Source organism: Microbacterium meiriae (assembly GCF_025143875.1).
In the GTDB taxonomy this organism is placed as follows: Bacteria; Actinomycetota; Actinomycetes; order Actinomycetales; family Microbacteriaceae; genus Microbacterium; species Microbacterium meiriae.
On sequence record NZ_JAMBDU010000013.1, the window covers coordinates 1 to 16,788 of the forward strand.

Consider the following 16,788-nt stretch of genomic DNA (forward strand, 5'->3'; position numbering starts at 1 on the left):
GGGCCGCCCCCCCCCCCGCGTCTCTTTCCCCTGAGGTCCCATGAAGATCCTGCTTCCGCCGTCCGAGACCAAGCGCGAGGGCGGTGACGGCGGCCCGCTGGATGTGCCCGCGCTGGCACTCCCGGACCTCACACCGCAGCGGACCGCCGTGATCGACGCTCTCGTCGCTCTCGCCGCCGATGAGGACGCGAGCCGGCGCGTGCTGAAGCTGAGCGATCGGCAGCGGGGGGACATCGCGCACAACCGTGTCATGAGGAGCGCGCCCACGATGCCCGCGGTGGACCGCTACACCGGTGTACTGTTCGACGCCCTCGACGCGGCGTCGCTCTCGACCGCCTCCCGTCGCTGGCTGGACGCCCACGTGTGGATTCACAGCGCTCCGTTCGGCCCGGTCGCGGCCCTGGACGCGATCCCGACCTATCGCCTGGCAGCCGGCACCACGCTTCCGGGGATGCCGCCGCTGCGTCGCCACTGGGCCGATCCGACGGCGGCGGCGATCGCGGCCGATGCCCCGGCTTTCGTGCTCGATCTGCGCAGCGAGGCGTACGCGGCACTCGGACCCGTGCCGGCCGGGGTGCCGTCCGTGTACGTGCGGGTCGTCACGGCGCAGGGGAGGGCGCTGAACCACTTCAACAAGAAGTCCAAGGGGCTGCTCGTCCGGGCACTTTCCGAGGACCGGCCGCGTCTCGGCTCGCTCCGAGGGCTGCACCGGTGGGCGCGGGCGCACGACGTCGTTCTGCGGGACGGCGCCGCACCGGGGGAGATCGAGCTGGTCGTCGCCGACTGACGGTCCCGAGGCCGGCGAATCGCCCCCGGCGGTCGTTGCCGCCCCCTGGGCGCACCGCTACCATGTCCAATGCGAGGCGGGGAGTCTCGTGGCGGGGGACGAGAGCCGTCTCCCCTGACCAGAGAATGTGAGCCTCATGGGTTACGACGACTACGGAGCGGGCTATCTCGGCCTGCTCTTCGCCTACTTCTTCGTCATTCTGCTGATCGCGGTCGCCGGGTACGTCCTGGTGTCGCTCTTCTACATGAAGATCTTCCAGAAGGCCGGCGTGCAGGGCAACTGGCGTGCCTGGGTGCCCGTCTACAACATGATGATCTTCTTCAAGCTCGGTGACCTGAGCCCGTGGCTCGTCCTGTACGGCATCGCCGGCACGGCCCTGCTGAGCTGGATCGGCATCGGCTTCCTGTTCTCGCTCGCGCTCTCGGTGCTCTCGGTCATCGCCGCGTGGCGCGTGGGCCTCAAGCTCCAGAAGGACGCCGTCTGGGTCGTCCTCTACGTCTTCCTCTCCATCGTCTGGCTCGGTATCAACGCGTTCGACAAGTCGCGCTGGAACCCGAACATCCAGCCGGCGTCCTGGGCGGGCAACGGCTTCCTCGGCGACCGCACGGTGTGGGACGGCATTCCCGTCCAGCCGGCAGCGGCCGCCCCGCAGCAGGGCTACGGTGCGCCGCAGGGATATGGGGCACCGCAGGGCTACGGCACCCCGCCGCAGGGCTACGCGCCGCCGACGCAGGCGTACACGCCGCCTTCGGCACCCGGCTACACGCCGCCTTCGGCACCCGGCTACGCGCCGCCCGCCGGCCCCGCCGCCCCGGCGACGGGTGCGCCGATCCCTCCGGTGCCGCCCACGACGCCTCCGGCGCCTCCCGCGGCTCCGCCCACGACGCCTCCGGCCCCGCCCGCGGCTCCTCCCGCCGCTCCTCCGGCTCCGCCGACCACACCGAACGATCCCACGCAGCCGCCTGCGTGACGACGTGAGGAGAACCCCCGGTCTTCGGATCGGGGGTTCTTCGCGTCCGTGGCTCCTCCGTGTCCCCACATGCCGCTAACGTGGAGACATGGACTCGTCGCAGCGGAGGGAAGTCGTCCCTCCTCCCGTCGCCCCGCGCCCCGTCCACCGCCATCCCGGTGCGGTCCCGAGGAGCGAGTTCCACTACGATGTGTGAGTATCCTGCGCCCGCCCCATCCGCCGCAGGTCCATCGGAGGCAGTTCGTGGCTGAGACCAAGACGCACACCCTCACGGTTGCGCATCGTCCGTTGCGGCTGTCCTGGGCCGGCGTCACCGACCAGGGGCGCCGCCGGGAGACGAATCAGGACGCCCTCCTCGCCGAGTACCCGCTCTTCATCGTCGCGGACGGCATGGGAGGTCATGCCGGCGGGGAGATCGCGAGTCAGAGCACAGTCGCGCGCCTGCGGGCGATGGTCGATGCCGACGACGTCACCCCCTCCGCGATCGAGAAGGCTCTCGCGCTCGCGGTGGACGACATCGCCGAGCACCCGGACACCACCGACGAGGGGACCGGCACCACGCTCACCGGCGTCTACCTGGACGAACAGGGAGACGAGCCGCACTGGGTGGCACTGAACATCGGTGACTCGCGCGTGTACCTGCTGCGCGACGACCGGCTGCTGCAGGTCACGACCGATCACTCCGTCGTGCAGGAGCTCATCACCGCCGGCAAGCTCAGTCCCGAAGAGGCGGAGGGCCACCCGTACAGCAACGTGATCACCCGCGCGGTCGGTGCGAGCGAACTCACGGCGCCGGACTACGTCACCATCGACGTGCGGCCGGGCGACCGTTTCGTCATCTGCTCCGACGGTCTCACGAAGGAGCTCACGGACTACGGCATCCAGCACTTCCTCCGCGCTCATGCCGACCCCGCGGAGAGCGTCGACGCGATGCTCGCGGCGGCCCTCGACAACGGAGGGCGCGACAACGTCACCGTGATCGTGCTGCAGGTCGACGATCCCGAGGATCCTTCCTCCCCACCCGCGGACTCGGGGGAGTAGCGCTCCGTCCCCTGTGGAGAGGCCCTATCCGCCCCGGTGGTGGGCTCCACTGGAGGCATGCACTCCTCGCCCCTGGTCCTCCCGTCCGCCATGGCGCCGGCCCGGCGGCGCCCGCTTCCCGTCATCGCCGCCGTCGTCCCCGTGGGAGTCGGTCTGGCTCTCTGGTTCACGACCGGTGCGGTGCATGCGCTCTGGTTCGCGGCTCTCGGGCCGCTGATGCTGGGCGCGTCGCTCCTCGACGCAGCCCGCGGACGTCGTCGCGAACGGCGAGCCGAGGCGCTCCGGATGGACGACGCATGGGCAGAGGTCGAAGCCCAGCTGCACCGCCGCCACGCGGAGGAGCGCGCAGACGAGGAACGTCGTCACCCGGATGCCGCCTCGTGTCTGCGCAGCCGCCCGTTGCAGGATGCCCGGCCGCCCGACCACGACACTCCGCTCGTCGTGGGACGCGGATCCCGGGTCAGCACCGTGCGCTGCGAGGGCGGTGACGACGAGCGCGCCGCTGCGTTCCGCCGCCGGTGCGGTGTCCTGGAAGACGCGCCGCGGGTCGTCCTCCTCGGTGGAGGAGTATGCCTGCGGGGCCCGCAGCCGCTCGCCAGGGCCGCCGCACGTGCGCTCGTCGTCCAGCTCTGTCTCCGCTTCTCCCCGAGTGTGCTCTCCCTCGTCGGCGACCCGGCGCGGGACGGGGCGCTGGCGGGCTTCCCGCACATGCAGCAGGCGCGACGCGGTGGTTTCCGGCTCGCCCTCGCAGAGGAGGCCTCATCGGCCCCGAGCGCCGATGCGGTGATCTGGACCCTGCCGACCGGTGCGGACGTTCCGGACGGCATCACGACGGTGGTCGACATCGTGGAACCCGGTGCGGCGACTCTGCGCACCCCGGACGGCGAGGACGGGGTGGACGTCGAGTACCTGTCGTCGGCGCAGGCGACGGCGGCCGCCGAGCTGTGCGGCGGGAAAGGGTCCGCGACGGAGGCGACCGGGGCGGCGGTGGCGCTCCGGGACCTTCCGCAGCCACCGGTGGGCCCAGGCCTCCTCGTGGCGCTCGGTCGCGGAGCACACGATGCCGCGGTGGTGGCCGACATCGTCGAGGACGGCCCGCACGCGATCGTGACGGGGATGACGGGGACAGGCAAGAGCGAACTCCTCATCACATGGGTCGCCGCCGTCTGCGCGGGGTACGGGCCGGAGCGGGTGAGTGTCCTCCTCGCGGACTTCAAAGGAGGAACGGCCTTCGATCGCCTGCGTGAGCTGCCGCAGGTCGTCGGCGTCCTCACGGACCTCGACGAGACGGAGGCGCGGCGCGGCGTCGCCAGCCTGGCCGCAGAGATGCGCCGCCGTGAGGGTGCCCTCGCGGCGGCGCAGGCGCGCGACGTGCGTGAGACCGACCTTCCCCGACTCCTGATCGTCGTCGACGAGTTCGCCGCCCTGCTGCAGGAGCACACAGAGCTGGCGGCGGTGTTCACCGACGTCGCGGCGCGGGGGCGCGCCCTGGGCATGCACCTGGTCCTCGGCACGCAGCGCGCCGCCGGGGTCATCCGCGATGCGCTCGCGACGAACTGCCCGCTGCGGCTGAGCCTGCGCGTCGCCGAGACTTCTGACAGCAGGGCGATGCTCGGCACCTCCGGCGCCGCCGAGCTTCCCGGCGGAGCGGAGGGCCGAGGCCGTGCGCTCCTCCGTCGCCCGCAGGACGACGAGCCGCTGCCGGTGCGCATCGCCCTCACCGATGACGACGTCATCCGACGGATCGCGCAGCGATGGGCGGGAGCGCCGACGTCTCCACCTCCGTGGCGACCCGCTCTCCCGACGCGCCTGCCGCTCGACGCGCTGCTGACCGCTCGGGCAGGGTCCGCGCCTTCGGAAGCCGGGCCCTGCCTGGTGCTCGGACGCGCTGACGAGCCCGAGAATCAGGCGCAGCCGCTGGAGGTTCTGCATCCTGGCCGCGACCGCGGGCTCGTGGTCCTCGGCGCCCCGGGAACGGGGCGGACGACAGCCTTGCGTGTGATCGCGGCGCAGCATCGCCACAGCGCGTGGTTCCCGGATGATCCCGAAGCGGCCGTCGACCTGCTCGCCGCGTGGGTCGCGGGCGGCACGGCGCCACCCGACGTCGTGCTCGCGGATGATCTCGATCTGCTCCACGCGCGCCTGCCTCTCGACGTCGGCCACGAGTTCGTCCAGCGGTGGGAGCAGCTGGTGCGATCATCGGCCACCGTCACCTGGGTGCTCGCGGCCGGTCGGGCGACGGGTCCGCTGGCACGCGTGCTGGAGGCACTCCCGCGTCGGGCCCTGCTGCGGATGCCGACACGCGTCGAGCACATCGCCGCGGGCGGCGAGGTCGCTCACTTCCGACGCGATCGTCCGCCGGGGAGGGCCGTGTGCGGAGAGCGGGAGATGCAGTTCGCCTGGGTCGAGGGTCCCGGGGTGGAGTCGCGCTCCGGAGAGCTGCGGGGGAGCACGCCGGTGTGGGTGCCGCAGGCGGAGATCACGGCGTTGGTCACCCCGGGCGTCGTCGGCGTCGTCGCGGCGTTGGCGGCCGCGCATCCCGACTGCGACGTACAGGCGGTGGGTCCGGAGGTGAGCGGAACGGGGCGACCGCTCGTGCTGGTGGGCGATGCCGAGAACTGGCAGCGTCAGTGGGCACTGTGGCAGCGGGTGCGATCGCAGGGGGAGGTGCTCATCCGGGCGGAGCGGCCCGGCGAGCTCCGCCAGCTCGTCGGCATCCGCGCTCAGCCGCCGTACGCGCGACCGGACGCCGGGCGGGCCTGGTCCGTGATCGGAGACCGCCCTCCCCGGCGGGTGGTCCTCCCGGCGCTGGACCGGCGATGACGGTCAGCGGCACGGGGACGACGAGGTCGGGTCAGATGCCCGCACCCGGACGGATCGCGCCGACGTTCGCGCCGCCTCCGAGCACCGTGAGCGGCAGGGAGTCGGCCAGTCCGGTCACGTCGGCGTCGCTGAGCCCGCCCGCGCGTGCCAGCAGCGTGGCGGCCACGATCGTGGACGCGCGTGCGCCGCCGTCGAGCATCTTCAGCGCCACCGTGGTCCCGTTCGGGGCGACCATCACCATGACACCCTCCGCGCCGCCCTTGGCGAAGACCCCGAGCCGTTCGATCGCGATCGTGTCAGGGCGCCCGGGGCCGTCGATGGTCCAGGGGTTCTCGCGCACCGCCTTCACCAACGAGCCCGCCACGCGGTGCAGCGCGAAGGGGGAGCGCTCGGAGGCGGTTCCGATGCGGTGGATCGCGCGGGCCAGTCCGGTGAGGCTGAGCGCGTACACGGGGGCACCGCAGCCGTCGATCGCGGTGTGGGCCATCTTCTCGCCGGTCAGCCGGGCGATCACATCGCGGATGTGCGCCTGGAGCGGATGCGAGGGGTCGAGGTAGCCGTCGGTCGGCCAGCCCGTCGCGACGCAGGCGCGGAGCATCGCGGCGTGCTTGCCCGAGCAGTTCATGCGGATGCGCGCCTCCTGGCCGTGCTCGCGCACCATCTCATCGCGGGTCGCGGAGTCGCTCGGCCAGGCGGGAGGACACGCGAGGTCGTCCTCGTTGAGGCCGCCCGCGGTGAGCATCTCGCGCACGACCTCGGCGTGCCGATCGGTGCCGGAATGGCTCGCCGTCGACAGCGCCAGCTGCTCGCCCTCGAGTACCGCACCGGCGGTGAGGCAGGCGACCGCCTGCAGGGGCTTCAGGCTGGAACGGGGGAGGATCAGCGCATCCGCATTCCCGTGCCGCGCGACCACCTCGCCCTCGGGGGAGAGCACCACGGCCGCCCCGGCGTGACGCGACTCGATGAAGCCGCTCCGCTCCACGACGGCGAGCTCGACGGAATCCTGAACGGTGAGAGTCTCCAGCACCCGACAACTCTACCGGCGGGTCCGGCCCAGCCTGGTCGGGTGCCGAGTCGGCGCCGTGTCGGCCGCACCTGGCAGACTGAGCGCATGCCAGAGCAGACGACTCCGCGGTCCCTCGGCGAGCACCGCTACGCCCTCACCTCCACCTGGACCGGCAACACCGGATCCGGCACGAGCGGCTACCGGGACTACCGCCGCGATGTCACGATCGAAGTCGCGGGCAAGCCCGAGCTGCTCGCCTCCTCCGACAAGCCGTTCCGCGGCGATCCGGCGCGGTGGAATCCGGAGGATCTGCTGCTGGCCTCGCTCTCCGAGTGCCATCTCCTGTCGTACTTGCACGCCTGCGTGACGGCCGGAGTGGTGGTCGTGTCCTACCGGGACACCGCGAGCGGCCTGATGCGCGAGAACGGCGCCGGCGGCGGTTCCTTCGTCGAGGTGCTGCTGCGCCCGGAGGTCGTCGTCGCCGAGGCCTCGATGATCGAGGCGGCCGAGCGCGCGCACGCTCAGGCGAACGAGTGGTGCTTCATCGCCAACTCGGTCAACTTCCCCGTCCGGCACGAAGCGACGGTGACGGCCGCCGGCTGAACGGACTCCTCAGCGGCGTTCGTGCGGGAGCGCCTGCTTGATCTTCTCGATCGTGTTCTGAGCCGGCGCCTCGTTGTAGGTGCCCGCGAGCTCCTGTCCGGAGAGCGCGTGGATCGCGGCCATGATCTCGTCGGTCGCGAGCCGGCGCGCGCGGCCGCTCGTGGCCGGTCCGTGCGGCGACAGATCCAGGGGCTCGCCGAAGCGCACGGTGATCCGCTCGGACAGCGTGGGCATCTTGGCGCCGACCGGCATCACCTTGTCGGTGCCGATGAGTCCCACGGGGACGACGGGTGCTCCCGTCTGCAGAGCGAGGAAGGCCACGCCCGTGCGGCCCTTGTACAACCGGCCGTCGGTGGAGCGGGTGCCCTCAGGGTAGAGCGCGACGGCGAGGCCCTCGTCCAGGAGCTGACGCTGCAGGTCTAGGGCGTCCAGCGCCGCCTGGCCGGCGCCGCGGCGGACCGGGATCGCACCGATCGCCTCGAAGAACGTCTTGGACGCCCAGCCCTTCATGCCGGTGCCCTCGAAGTAGCTCGACTTGGCGAGGAAGTGCACGGGACGCGGAGCCGCCACCGGGATGGCGATGGAGTCGATGAACGACAGGTGGTTGCTGGCGAAGATCACCGGGCCGGTGGTGGGGACGTGCTCACGTCCTTCGATACGCGGCCGATAGACGAGCCGGGCGAGCGGGGCGATGAGGCTGCGGCCCAGCGTGTAGGTGAAGCCGGCGTGCCGGGGCTTCGGGGAGTCCTCTGAGGGGGTTTCGGGGTCCACGGACTGCTCAGAGCTCATCAGAGCAGGCTACTCCCGGATCCATGCCGACGTGGGAATGAAGACTCGCGCCGCCGCTTCCCAGCGCGAGCAAAGGGCGATGAGGCAGGATGGAAGCTCCCGCCCGCGATCGTGAGGTCTTCCTGTGCGCACCCGTCCGCTGCTCGTCCTGTCCACCGTCGCTGCGGCGACCCTGCTGCTGGCGGGATGCTCCGGGAACGGCGATCCGCAGAGCACCTCCTCTCCGGACGCTTCCGGGTCGAGCCAGTGCCTCGTGAACGCGAAGGCCGGCGACACCTCGGACGCCATCGAGGTGGACGGCGAAGGTCTCGACGCCAAGATCACGGTTCCCGCCGATGCGGAGTTCGCGAACGTCGAGCGGACCGTCGTGTCCGAGGGCGAGGGAGACGACCTCGCGGCGAACGACCTCGTCTCCGTCCAGTATCAGATCGTCGATGCCGCCAGCGGCGACGTGGTCGACTCGTCGGCGCGCGGCGAGGACGGCACGCTCCCCGTGCTCCTCGACCCGAACCAGTCGTCGCTGTTCGTCGCCGCGCTCGAGTGCGAGCCGGTCGGATCCCGCGTCGTCCTCGCCATCCCCGGCAGCGCGCTCGGTGAGGGGCAGAGCAACATCGTCGTCTACGCGGAGGCCGTCGACCGGCTCCCCGAGGTCGCCTCCGGCAAGGAGGTCGAGCCGACCGCCGGCATGCCCGAGGTCGAGCTCGACGACGATGGCAAGCCGTCCGTCACGATCCCGGACGGCGATGCGCCGACCGAGACGAAGGTCTCCGTCCTCAAGCAGGGCGACGGCGCAACGGTGGCGTCCGGCGACCTCGTCGTGGTCCAGTACCTCGGGGTGAAGTGGTCCGACGGCGAAGAGTTCGACTCCAGCTGGAGCCGCGATGCGGCCCCCGCCCAGTTCCAGACGACCGGAGTCGTCGCCGGGTTCCAGAAGGCGCTCGAGGGTCAGAAGGTCGGTTCGCAGGTTCTCGTCGTCATGCCGCCGTCCGATGGCTACGGCGCGAGCGAGGGGCACGAGCTGCAGGACGAGAGCCTCGTGTTCGTCGTCGACATCCTCGCCACGACTCCGGTCCAGCCGCAGCAGTAGCCGCGGCCCGGGAGAGCCGGCGGCGTGTCCTAGGCTGGCGTCATGCGTCGCGTCATCATCCTCGGCTCCACCGGTTCCATCGGCACGCAGGCGCTGGATGTGATCCGCGCCAATCCGCGACGCTTCGAGCTCGTCGGTCTCGCCGCGGGGTCGAACGCCACGATGGTGGCCGAGCAGGCGGCGCAGTTCCAGGTGGAGCACACGGCTCTCGGCGCGGTCGAGGCTGAGCAGCTGGTCCGCGACGTCGAAGCCGATGTGGTGCTGAACGCCATCACCGGCTCGATCGGTCTCGGCTCGACGCTCGCTGCGCTGGAGGAGGGGCGGACCCTCGCGCTGGCGAACAAGGAGTCGCTGATCGTCGGCGGTGATCTCGTGCTCGCCGCCGCGGCACCCGGGCAGATCGTCCCCGTGGACTCCGAGCACTCCGCGCTCGCCCAGGCCCTGCGCTCCGGCACACACGATGAGATCCGCCGTCTGGTGGTCACGGCCTCGGGTGGCCCGTTCCGCGGCAGGTCGCGCGACGAGCTCACCGGAGTGACCCCGGAACAGGCGCTGGCGCATCCGACGTGGAACATGGGTCGCACGGTCACCACGAATTCGGCGACCCTGGTCAACAAGGGGCTTGAGGTCATCGAGGCGCACCTGCTGTTCGATGTGCCCTACGACGACATCGACGTCGTCGTGCACCCGCAGTCGATCGTCCACTCCATGGTGGAGTTCGTCGACGGCTCGACCATCGCGCAGGCCTCGCCGCCGGACATGCGTCTGCCGATCTCGCTGGGCCTGGACTGGCCGCACCGCGTGGGCGGTGTGGGCCGTCCGCTGGACTGGAGCACGGCGACGTCCTGGACCTTCGAGCCGCTCGACGACGACGCCTTCCCCGCGGTGGCGCTCGCAAAGGCCGTCGGGCGCGCCGGAGGCACTTTCCCCGCCGTCTACAACGCCGCCAACGAGCAGGCCGTGGACGCGTTCCACGAAGGGCGCCTGCCGTTCCTCGGCATCGTCGACACCGTGCAGCGGGTCGTCGACGCGCACGACGCTCCGGACGCGTCGACCGTGGAATCGCTCGCGGCGGCCGAGGACTGGGCGCGGCGGAAGGCCGACCAGCTCATCGCCGCCGTCTGACGCGGCGCGGGCTCAGTCCTCGTCCGGGTACGGCACGGGCCAGCGCGGCTCCGGCACCGGCCAGCCGGCGGCCTTCAACGCACGCCGGGAGAGCTCGCGGGCCGAGTACGGCGTCCGCACCCCTCGGATGTCGCGGTAGTCCTGGTGCCCGGGGCCGGCCCAGAGGATCGCGTCGCCGTCGCCGACGAGTCCGACGGCGGCCACGATCGCGGCCTCCGGCGGGGAGTACTCGTGGATCTCGGCGTCGGGACGGGCGCGACGCGCGCCCTCGACGAGCGTCGCGCGGATCGACGCCGGGTCTTCGAATCGCGGGTGGTGATCCGTCACGACGAGGATGTCGCTGCCCTCCACCGCGGTGCGAGCCATGTCGAAGCGCTTGCTGGCGTCCCGGTCCCCGTCGGCGCCGAAGAGCATGAGCACCTTGCCGGGAGTCACCCGGCGCACGGCGGCCAGGGTTTTCTCGAAGGCGTCGGGCGAGTGGCCGAAGTCGACGAAGACGGCCGGCCCCCGCGCGCCTGAGACGAGCTGCGTGCGCCCTGGCAGGTAGGCGTGGATGCCGCCGTCGCGCTGCAGGGCCTCGACGATCCGCTCCCAGGCATAGCCGCCCTCGAGCAGCATGACGATCGCGAGCGCCGCGTTCGCGGCCATGTGGGGGCCGATCACCGGGACGGTCGTGGTGAGCGTGCCAGCCGGTCCCGTCATCGTGAACGTCGTTCCGGTCGTCCGCTCGTCGTCGATGACGACCACCCAGTCCGCTCGCGATGCCTGATCGGCGTCGGCGGCGATGGAGGGCGTCCCGACGGTGATGACGGGGATCTCGGAGCGCTCCACGACCAGGGCCCCGGAGGAGGAGTCGAGGCACACGACGCCGCGGACGGCGCGATCGGGCCGGAAGAGCGGCAGCTTCGCCTCGAAGTACTCCTCCATGTCGGCGTAGTCGTCGAGGTGGTCGTGGCTGAGGTTCGTGAATCCCGCGACGTCGAACCGGATGCCGTCGACACGGTGCCGGGAGAGGGCCTGGGCGCTGACCTCGACCGCGACGGCCTCGACCTCGCGCTCCCGCATCAGCGCGAGCAGGGCGTGCATCTCCGACGCCTCAGGGGTGGTGAGCCGCGAGACGATGACCTCACCCGCGATGTGTCGTTCGGCCGTGGAGGAGAGCCCGGTGACGACGCCCATCTGTTCGAGGATGCCCTCGAGGAGGTGCGAGACGCTCGTCTTGCCGTTCGTCCCGGTGGTCGCGAAGAGGAGGGGAAGCGGGTCCTCCGCTCCCGTGCCGTACACCCAGGCGCTCAGCGCGCCGAGCACGCCGCGGGGGTCGTCGACGATGAGGATCGGGAGGCCGGCGTCCGCGGCGATGTCGGCGCCCGCCTGGTCCGTGATCACGGCGACCGCCCCCTTCTCGGCAGCGGTCTTGGCGAAGTCCGCGCCGTGGCGGTTCACGCCGCGGATCGCGACGAACGCCTCGCCGGGACGCAGGTCCGCCGTGGCGAGGGTGATGCCACTGAGAGCGACGCCCTCCACGTCGCCGCGCACGGAGCGGGCGAATCGGGAGGCGAGTTCGGACAGCTCGCGCCGGGGCGGGTTCGCGGGGCGGAGCACGGGGGGCAGGGTCGGCTGTTGTTCCATCGACATGTCGTCTCCATGTTCTCATGACGGTGGTGTCGCCCCGCGCGGGTCGGTCCGCCGCGCGCCGGAGCAGGGCGCGGCGGACCCGGGACGCTCAGGCGCGGCGGCGGAACGCGAGCACGGCGACCACGAGCGCCGCGACACCGGCCAGGAGGCCGCCGGCGCCCAGCGCGATACCCAGGGCGTCGTCGCCGGTGTCGGCCGTCGCGGGCTGCGGTACGGTGCTCGTGCCGTGACCGCCCTCGGCGTTGTCCGTCACCGTCACGACGGGAGCGGGGGAGTCGAGGTCGTGCGGGTCCTCGCCCTTCTCGGCGAGCTGCGTCCACTCCGTCGCCCCGTCGACGCACTGCTGGACCACCGGGAAGGCGAGCGTCTCGGGCGTGTCCTCATCCAGTCCCACCGACATGCTCACGGCGCCGCGGAGGTCGGTCGGCACGGGCGTGAGGGCGGTGTAGGTGACCGCGCTCACGAGACCGTCGTCGCCGCGTTCCACCTGGATGCTCCAGTCGCCGTCGAGCGTCGGGGCGACGGAGGCGAGGCCCTCCGGCATGGTGACGCGCAGGGCTGTGGTGGGCGAGGTGCCGCACCCGTGCGAGAAGGAGAAGGTCAGCACGCCGTGGTCACCGGCGGCGAGCTCGTCCGGGCTGACGGTGACGTGGGCGCCGGCCATCGCCGGGACGGCGAGGGCGAGGGCGAGTCCGCCGATGATGCCGGTGGCTCCGAGGAGGGCGCGGCGCGGACGGCGGGGGCGGATGGTGGGGTTCGACATGGGGTCTCCAGATGCTCGTGTGGGGGCGCGCGGGAACAGCGCGGCCCGAAGGGGCCGTCTCTCGAGGACGGCAGGGTCGGCGGGGCGGCTCAGCCGCCGACGGGCACCGGCGGACCGCGCCGCGACACCACCACGGTCATCGCGGCATCGAGCGGAGAGCGGAGAGCGGAGCGCAGCGGACGCGGCGGTGCGGGAGGCGCGGAGGTGGGAGTCGCCGCGCGCCGGAGCGCGGCCTGGAACCAGCGGGCGATCGCGCGCAACACGCTCTCGCCGTGCCACAGCAGCAGCGTGGTCAGCACCGCGCAGGCGAGGTGCGCCGACAGCATCAGCGTGTCCGGGCCGGGAGCCGGGGACAGCGGTGCGAGCGCGCCCAGGTCGAGGTGATGCGCGTGCGTGCCGATGACGGACGCGCCCCCCGCTGTGGGCGCACCCAGAAGCTGGAAGAGCAGGTGGAACGCGGCCTGCGCCAGGAGCACGGCCACGGCGACCCGTGCGCGTGACGGCCGACCGCCGGCCACCGCGGCGGAGAGGGGGACGAAGAGCACCGCGACGGCGGCGATGAGCAGGGGGTGCGGAGCGGCGCCGCCGGCGAGCGTGTGCGACACGGCTGCGAGGAGCGTGGCGATCGCGGACACGGCGGCGGCGCGGAGGAAGCGCAGCTGCCGGGACGTCATCCCGCCAGCCTAGCCATGCTGTGCGAGCCGGGCGGATTCCTAGGCGGTGGGCAGTAGCGTGGGCACGTGGAATTCCTGCTCTATCTGGGCGGCATCGTGTTCATGCTGATCGGCCTCGGGCTCTCGATCGGTCTGCACGAGGTCGGTCACCTCGTCCCTGCGAAGCTCTTCGGCGTGCGTGTCGGCCAGTACATGATCGGCTTCGGGCCGCGCCTGTGGTCGAAGCGGATCGGCGAGACGGAGTACGGCTTCAAGCTCCTGCCTCTCGGCGGCTTCATCTCGATGTCGGGGATGTATCCGTCGTCGAAGGACAGCGGACCCGCGTCCGGCGCGTTCCGCACGCTCATCCAGGATGCGCGCTCGGCCAACGACGAGACGATCGCCGAAGGCGCGGAGGATCGGGTCTTCTACAAGCTGCCGGTCTGGAAGCGCGTGATCGTCATGCTCGGCGGACCGCTCATGAACCTCGTGCTGGCCGTGGTCATCTTCACCGTCCTCGTCAGCGGAATCGGCGTGCAGCAGGGCACCACGACGGTCGCGGCGGTGAACGAATGCGTGGTCCCTGCCTCATCGTCGGCGACCGAATGCGGTGCCGACGATCCGGAGTCTCCGGCGGCGGCGGCCGACGTGCAGCCAGGGGACGTCCTCGTCTCGATCGACGGGACACCGGTGGCGACCTTCGCCGAGGCGACTGCGATCGTGCAGGCCTCGCCGGGACAGCCCCTCGATCTCGTCGTGCGCCGGGACGGCACGGAGCAGACGCTCACCCTCACGCCGATCGCCGCGGAGCGCACCATCACGGATGCGAGCGGGCAGCCGGTGCTCGACGACGACGGCGAACCCGTCGTGAAGGAGGTCGGCTACGCGGGCATGATCGCGCAGATGGGCTACGTGCAGCAGCCGCTCACCGCCGGACCGCAGATGGCGGCGGACACGGTCGCCCGGGTCGGCTCGCTGATCGTCACGCTGCCCGTGCGGCTGTGGGACGTGGGTGTGTCGTTGGTGACGGGTGGGGAACGCGATCCGAACGGGCCGCTGAGCGTCGTCGGTGTCGGGCGTCTGGCGGGCGAGGTGGCCGCGACGGACGCGCCGGTCCTCAACCGCTTCGCCGTGCTGCTCGGCCTCCTCGGGTCGCTCAACGTCGCGCTCTTCGTGTTCAACCTCATCCCGCTGCTGCCCCTCGACGGCGGACACATCGTCGTCGCGCTCTGGGAAGGGATCAAGCGGGCGTGGGCGAAGCTCTTCCGGCGGCCGCCGCCGGCTCCGGTCGACGCCACGAAACTCGTCCCGCTGACCGTCGTCGTCGCGACGCTGCTGATCGCGATGGGAGCTCTGCTGCTGGTGGCCGACCTCTTCAACCCGGTCAAGCTGCTGGGCTGAGCGACCGGGACGCACTCAGCGCAGGGCGTGTGCGACCAGACGCTCCAGCGTGCGGATGCCGTCGCGGGACAGGATCGACTCGAGGTGGCCCTGCACCGATGCGAACCCGTCGCCCCGGAGGGCGTAGACGTCGCCGGTCGCCGGATCCGCCGACACCTCGGCCGCGCCCACCGTCGTCACTCCGGGGTTGACCCGTGCCGTGAAGGTGTTGTAGAACCCGATCGAGGCGTCCTCGCCGAACACCGGCACGGCCTTCTGTAGCCCCTGGTGCGGAGCGTCGAGGGGCGTCAGCGCGATCCCCATCCGGTCCGCCAGGATCTGGTGGCTCAGGCAGACCGCGAGCAGCGGGGCATGCGCCTGCAGGCGGGCCGCCACGACCTCGCGCATCCGGGCGATGCGCGGGCTCGCGTCGTCTCGGGGGTCGCCGGGGCCGGGGCCGGCGACGACGAGATCGGCCGTCTCGACCGCCTCGTCGTCCACGTCGTCCCAGGACGCGATGGTCACGTCGAGCCCGAGGTGCCGCAGCTGATGCGCGAGCATCGTCGTGAAGCGGTCCTCGGCGTCGACCACGAGGGCGGAGCGGCCGGAGAACGGCCCCGTGAAGTCCTCACCCTGCGGGTTCAGCCAGAACTCGGCGAGGCGGGCGTTGCGCGAGGAGAGGAGCGCGGCGACGTCCGGGTCGTCGGCGAGACGCCGGGGCTCACCGGGGGCGTCGGCGTCGCTGCGGGCTTCCGCCACACGGTCCCGGTCGATCGCGCCGATGGCGCCGAGCACACCCGCTGCTTTGCCGTGGGTCTCGGAGACCTCGCCGTGCGGGTCGGAGTGGCGGACGAGGGTGGCGCCGACGGGAACGCTCAGCTCGCCGTCCTGCAGATACACCGTGCGGATGAGGATCGGCGCGTCGAGGTCGTGGCCGCCGTCGGCGTTGGGGGTGAAGAGCGCGGCGACGCCGGAGTAGTAGCCCCGCGGCTTGCGCTCGTGCCGCCGGATCACGGCGCAGGCGTTCTGCATGGGGGAGCCGGTGACGGTGGGGGCGAACATCGTCTCGCGGAGGATGTCCCGGGGGTCCAGAGCGCTCCGGCCGCGCAGCATGTACTCCGTGTGCGTCAGCCGCGACATCTCCTTCAGATGCGGGCCCGTGATGCGTCCGCCGTCGGCGCAGACGGCGCTCATCATCTTGAGCTCCTCGTCCACGACCATGAACAGCTCCTCGGTCTCCTTGGTCGAGGCCAGGAAGTCGGTCAGCGTCTCCTTCGTCGCGCCGCCCGCCGGATGCCGGAAGGTCCCCGAGATGGGGTTCATGGTGACGACGCCACCGCGAGCCACGACGTGTGCCTCCGGGCTCGCCCCCACCGCGATGTGGCCGGGGGTGAACACCGCGAACGTCCAGTAGGCCCCGCGCTCATGGGCGAGCAGAGCCCGGAACCAGGTGAGGGCCGCCTGCCGTTCGTCCGCCTCGACGGTCGCCGTGAAGTCGCGACGGATGACGAAGTTCGCCCCCTCGCCGCGGCCGATCTCGTCGGCGATCACGGTCTCGACGATGGCGGCGTACTCCTCGTCGGCGATGTCGAAGCCCTCGTCGCGCAGTGGGATCGGCGCGGTGGGAAGCGCATCGAGCACAGCCGCGGTCGGCAGATGGAGGTGCTCGTCCACGACGATGCAGCGCAGCGGCGCCCCGTCGTCCTGCGCGACGAATCCGCGCTCTCGGACCTGCCGGTAGGGGACGAGGGCGAAGACCTCCCGGGGCTCTCCCTCGGACGTCAGAGGGATGTCGGAGAGCAGCTCGACATCGGTCACGGCGCCGGTGAGCAGCTCCACGGTGTCCGCGCCGTCACGGGCGATCAGCACGAAGGACGCGGTGGGATCGGCGCTGAGCTCGTCGAGGCGAGAGAGGGTCATCGATGTCTCCTGTGCGAGGGCTCCGGCTCGGCGCAACGAAAAGACCGCCCCGGAGGCGGTCTGGATTCGAGGGAACGCGAACACACCGCCTAGGAGGCGGGCCACCAGGTGATGTGCGCGATCATGGGGCGAAACTACCACACCCGCCGCATCCAGCCCTTCCGCATCCTGGCGGCGTAGGCTGGGATCGTGCCAGCAGTGAATCT

14 protein-coding genes are annotated in these 16,788 nt (G+C 71.8%); 8 read left to right on the forward strand and 6 right to left on the reverse strand.

The features are described 5' to 3' along the window. Positions 1-40: 40 nt before the first annotated feature. The 4 genes from M4D53_RS09550 (at position 41) to M4D53_RS09565 (ending at position 5,621) form a co-directional block, all read left to right on the forward strand. Positions 41-787: a YaaA family protein gene (locus M4D53_RS09550; protein WP_259953680.1), complete on the forward strand. Its 747-nt coding sequence runs from the start codon at positions 41-43 to the stop codon at positions 785-787. A gap of 136 nt (positions 788-923) precedes the next feature. Next, positions 924-1,757 (forward strand): large exoprotein, encoded by an 834-nt coding sequence (locus M4D53_RS09555; protein WP_259953681.1) that lies wholly within the window; start codon positions 924-926, stop codon positions 1,755-1,757. 243 nt (positions 1,758-2,000) lie between these two features. Next, the gene (locus tag M4D53_RS09560; protein ID WP_187663825.1) at positions 2,001-2,798 is read left to right on the forward strand and encodes a PP2C family protein-serine/threonine phosphatase; all 798 of its coding nucleotides are present in this window, start codon (positions 2,001-2,003) and stop codon (positions 2,796-2,798) included. Between the two features lie 57 nt (positions 2,799-2,855). After that, the gene (locus M4D53_RS09565; RefSeq protein ID WP_259953682.1) at positions 2,856-5,621 is read left to right on the forward strand and encodes an FtsK/SpoIIIE domain-containing protein; all 2,766 of its coding nucleotides are present in this window, start codon (positions 2,856-2,858) and stop codon (positions 5,619-5,621) included. A gap of 31 nt (positions 5,622-5,652) precedes the next feature. On the opposite strand, the gene M4D53_RS09570 is transcribed toward M4D53_RS09565, so the two are convergent. Next, positions 5,653-6,648, reverse strand: a complete 996-nt coding sequence (locus M4D53_RS09570) for an asparaginase (RefSeq protein WP_259953683.1) — start codon at positions 6,646-6,648, stop codon at positions 5,653-5,655. An 84-nt stretch (positions 6,649-6,732) separates the two neighbouring features. Here M4D53_RS09570 and M4D53_RS09575 point away from each other — a divergent pair, with 84 nt between their 5' ends. After that, the gene (locus M4D53_RS09575) at positions 6,733-7,230 is read left to right on the forward strand and encodes an OsmC family protein (protein ID WP_259953684.1); all 498 of its coding nucleotides are present in this window, start codon (positions 6,733-6,735) and stop codon (positions 7,228-7,230) included. A 9-nt stretch (positions 7,231-7,239) separates the two neighbouring features. Here M4D53_RS09575 and M4D53_RS09580 read toward each other — a convergent pair whose 3' ends face one another. Next, a complete protein-coding gene (locus tag M4D53_RS09580; RefSeq protein WP_259953685.1) occupies positions 7,240-8,019 on the reverse strand; it encodes a lysophospholipid acyltransferase family protein in 780 nt (259 codons plus the stop codon). Between the two features lie 124 nt (positions 8,020-8,143). On the opposite strand from M4D53_RS09580, the gene M4D53_RS09585 reads away from it, so the two are divergent. Then, positions 8,144-9,106, forward strand: a complete 963-nt coding sequence (locus M4D53_RS09585) for an FKBP-type peptidyl-prolyl cis-trans isomerase (RefSeq protein ID WP_187663830.1) — start codon at positions 8,144-8,146, stop codon at positions 9,104-9,106. A 42-nt stretch (positions 9,107-9,148) separates the two neighbouring features. Then, positions 9,149-10,231 (forward strand): 1-deoxy-D-xylulose-5-phosphate reductoisomerase, encoded by a 1,083-nt coding sequence (gene dxr / locus M4D53_RS09590; protein WP_259953686.1) that lies wholly within the window; start codon positions 9,149-9,151, stop codon positions 10,229-10,231. 12 nt (positions 10,232-10,243) lie between these two features. Here dxr and M4D53_RS09595 read toward each other — a convergent pair whose 3' ends face one another. The 3 genes from M4D53_RS09595 to M4D53_RS09605 form a co-directional block, all read right to left on the reverse strand. After that, complete coding sequence (locus M4D53_RS09595; RefSeq protein ID WP_259953787.1) at positions 10,244-11,860, reverse strand: Mur ligase family protein; 1,617 nt, start codon at positions 11,858-11,860, stop codon at positions 10,244-10,246. 94 nt (positions 11,861-11,954) lie between these two features. Continuing rightward, entirely contained in the window at positions 11,955-12,629 is a 675-nt protein-coding gene (locus M4D53_RS09600; protein WP_187663832.1) for a YcnI family copper-binding membrane protein, read from the reverse strand. 89 nt (positions 12,630-12,718) lie between these two features. Continuing rightward, positions 12,719-13,303, reverse strand: a complete 585-nt coding sequence (locus M4D53_RS09605; RefSeq protein ID WP_187663833.1) for a hypothetical protein — start codon at positions 13,301-13,303, stop codon at positions 12,719-12,721. A gap of 66 nt (positions 13,304-13,369) precedes the next feature. Between M4D53_RS09605 and M4D53_RS09610 the strand changes: the two genes are divergently transcribed. Beyond that, positions 13,370-14,683, forward strand: coding sequence for a M50 family metallopeptidase (locus M4D53_RS09610; RefSeq protein ID WP_259953691.1), 1,314 nt, complete (start codon positions 13,370-13,372; stop codon positions 14,681-14,683). A gap of 15 nt (positions 14,684-14,698) precedes the next feature. Here M4D53_RS09610 and M4D53_RS09615 read toward each other — a convergent pair whose 3' ends face one another. After that, on the reverse strand, positions 14,699-16,582 hold the full coding sequence (locus M4D53_RS09615; RefSeq protein WP_259953699.1) for a chorismate-binding protein: 1,884 nt from the start codon (positions 16,580-16,582) through the stop codon (positions 14,699-14,701). Between the last annotated feature and the right edge of the window lie 206 nt (positions 16,583-16,788).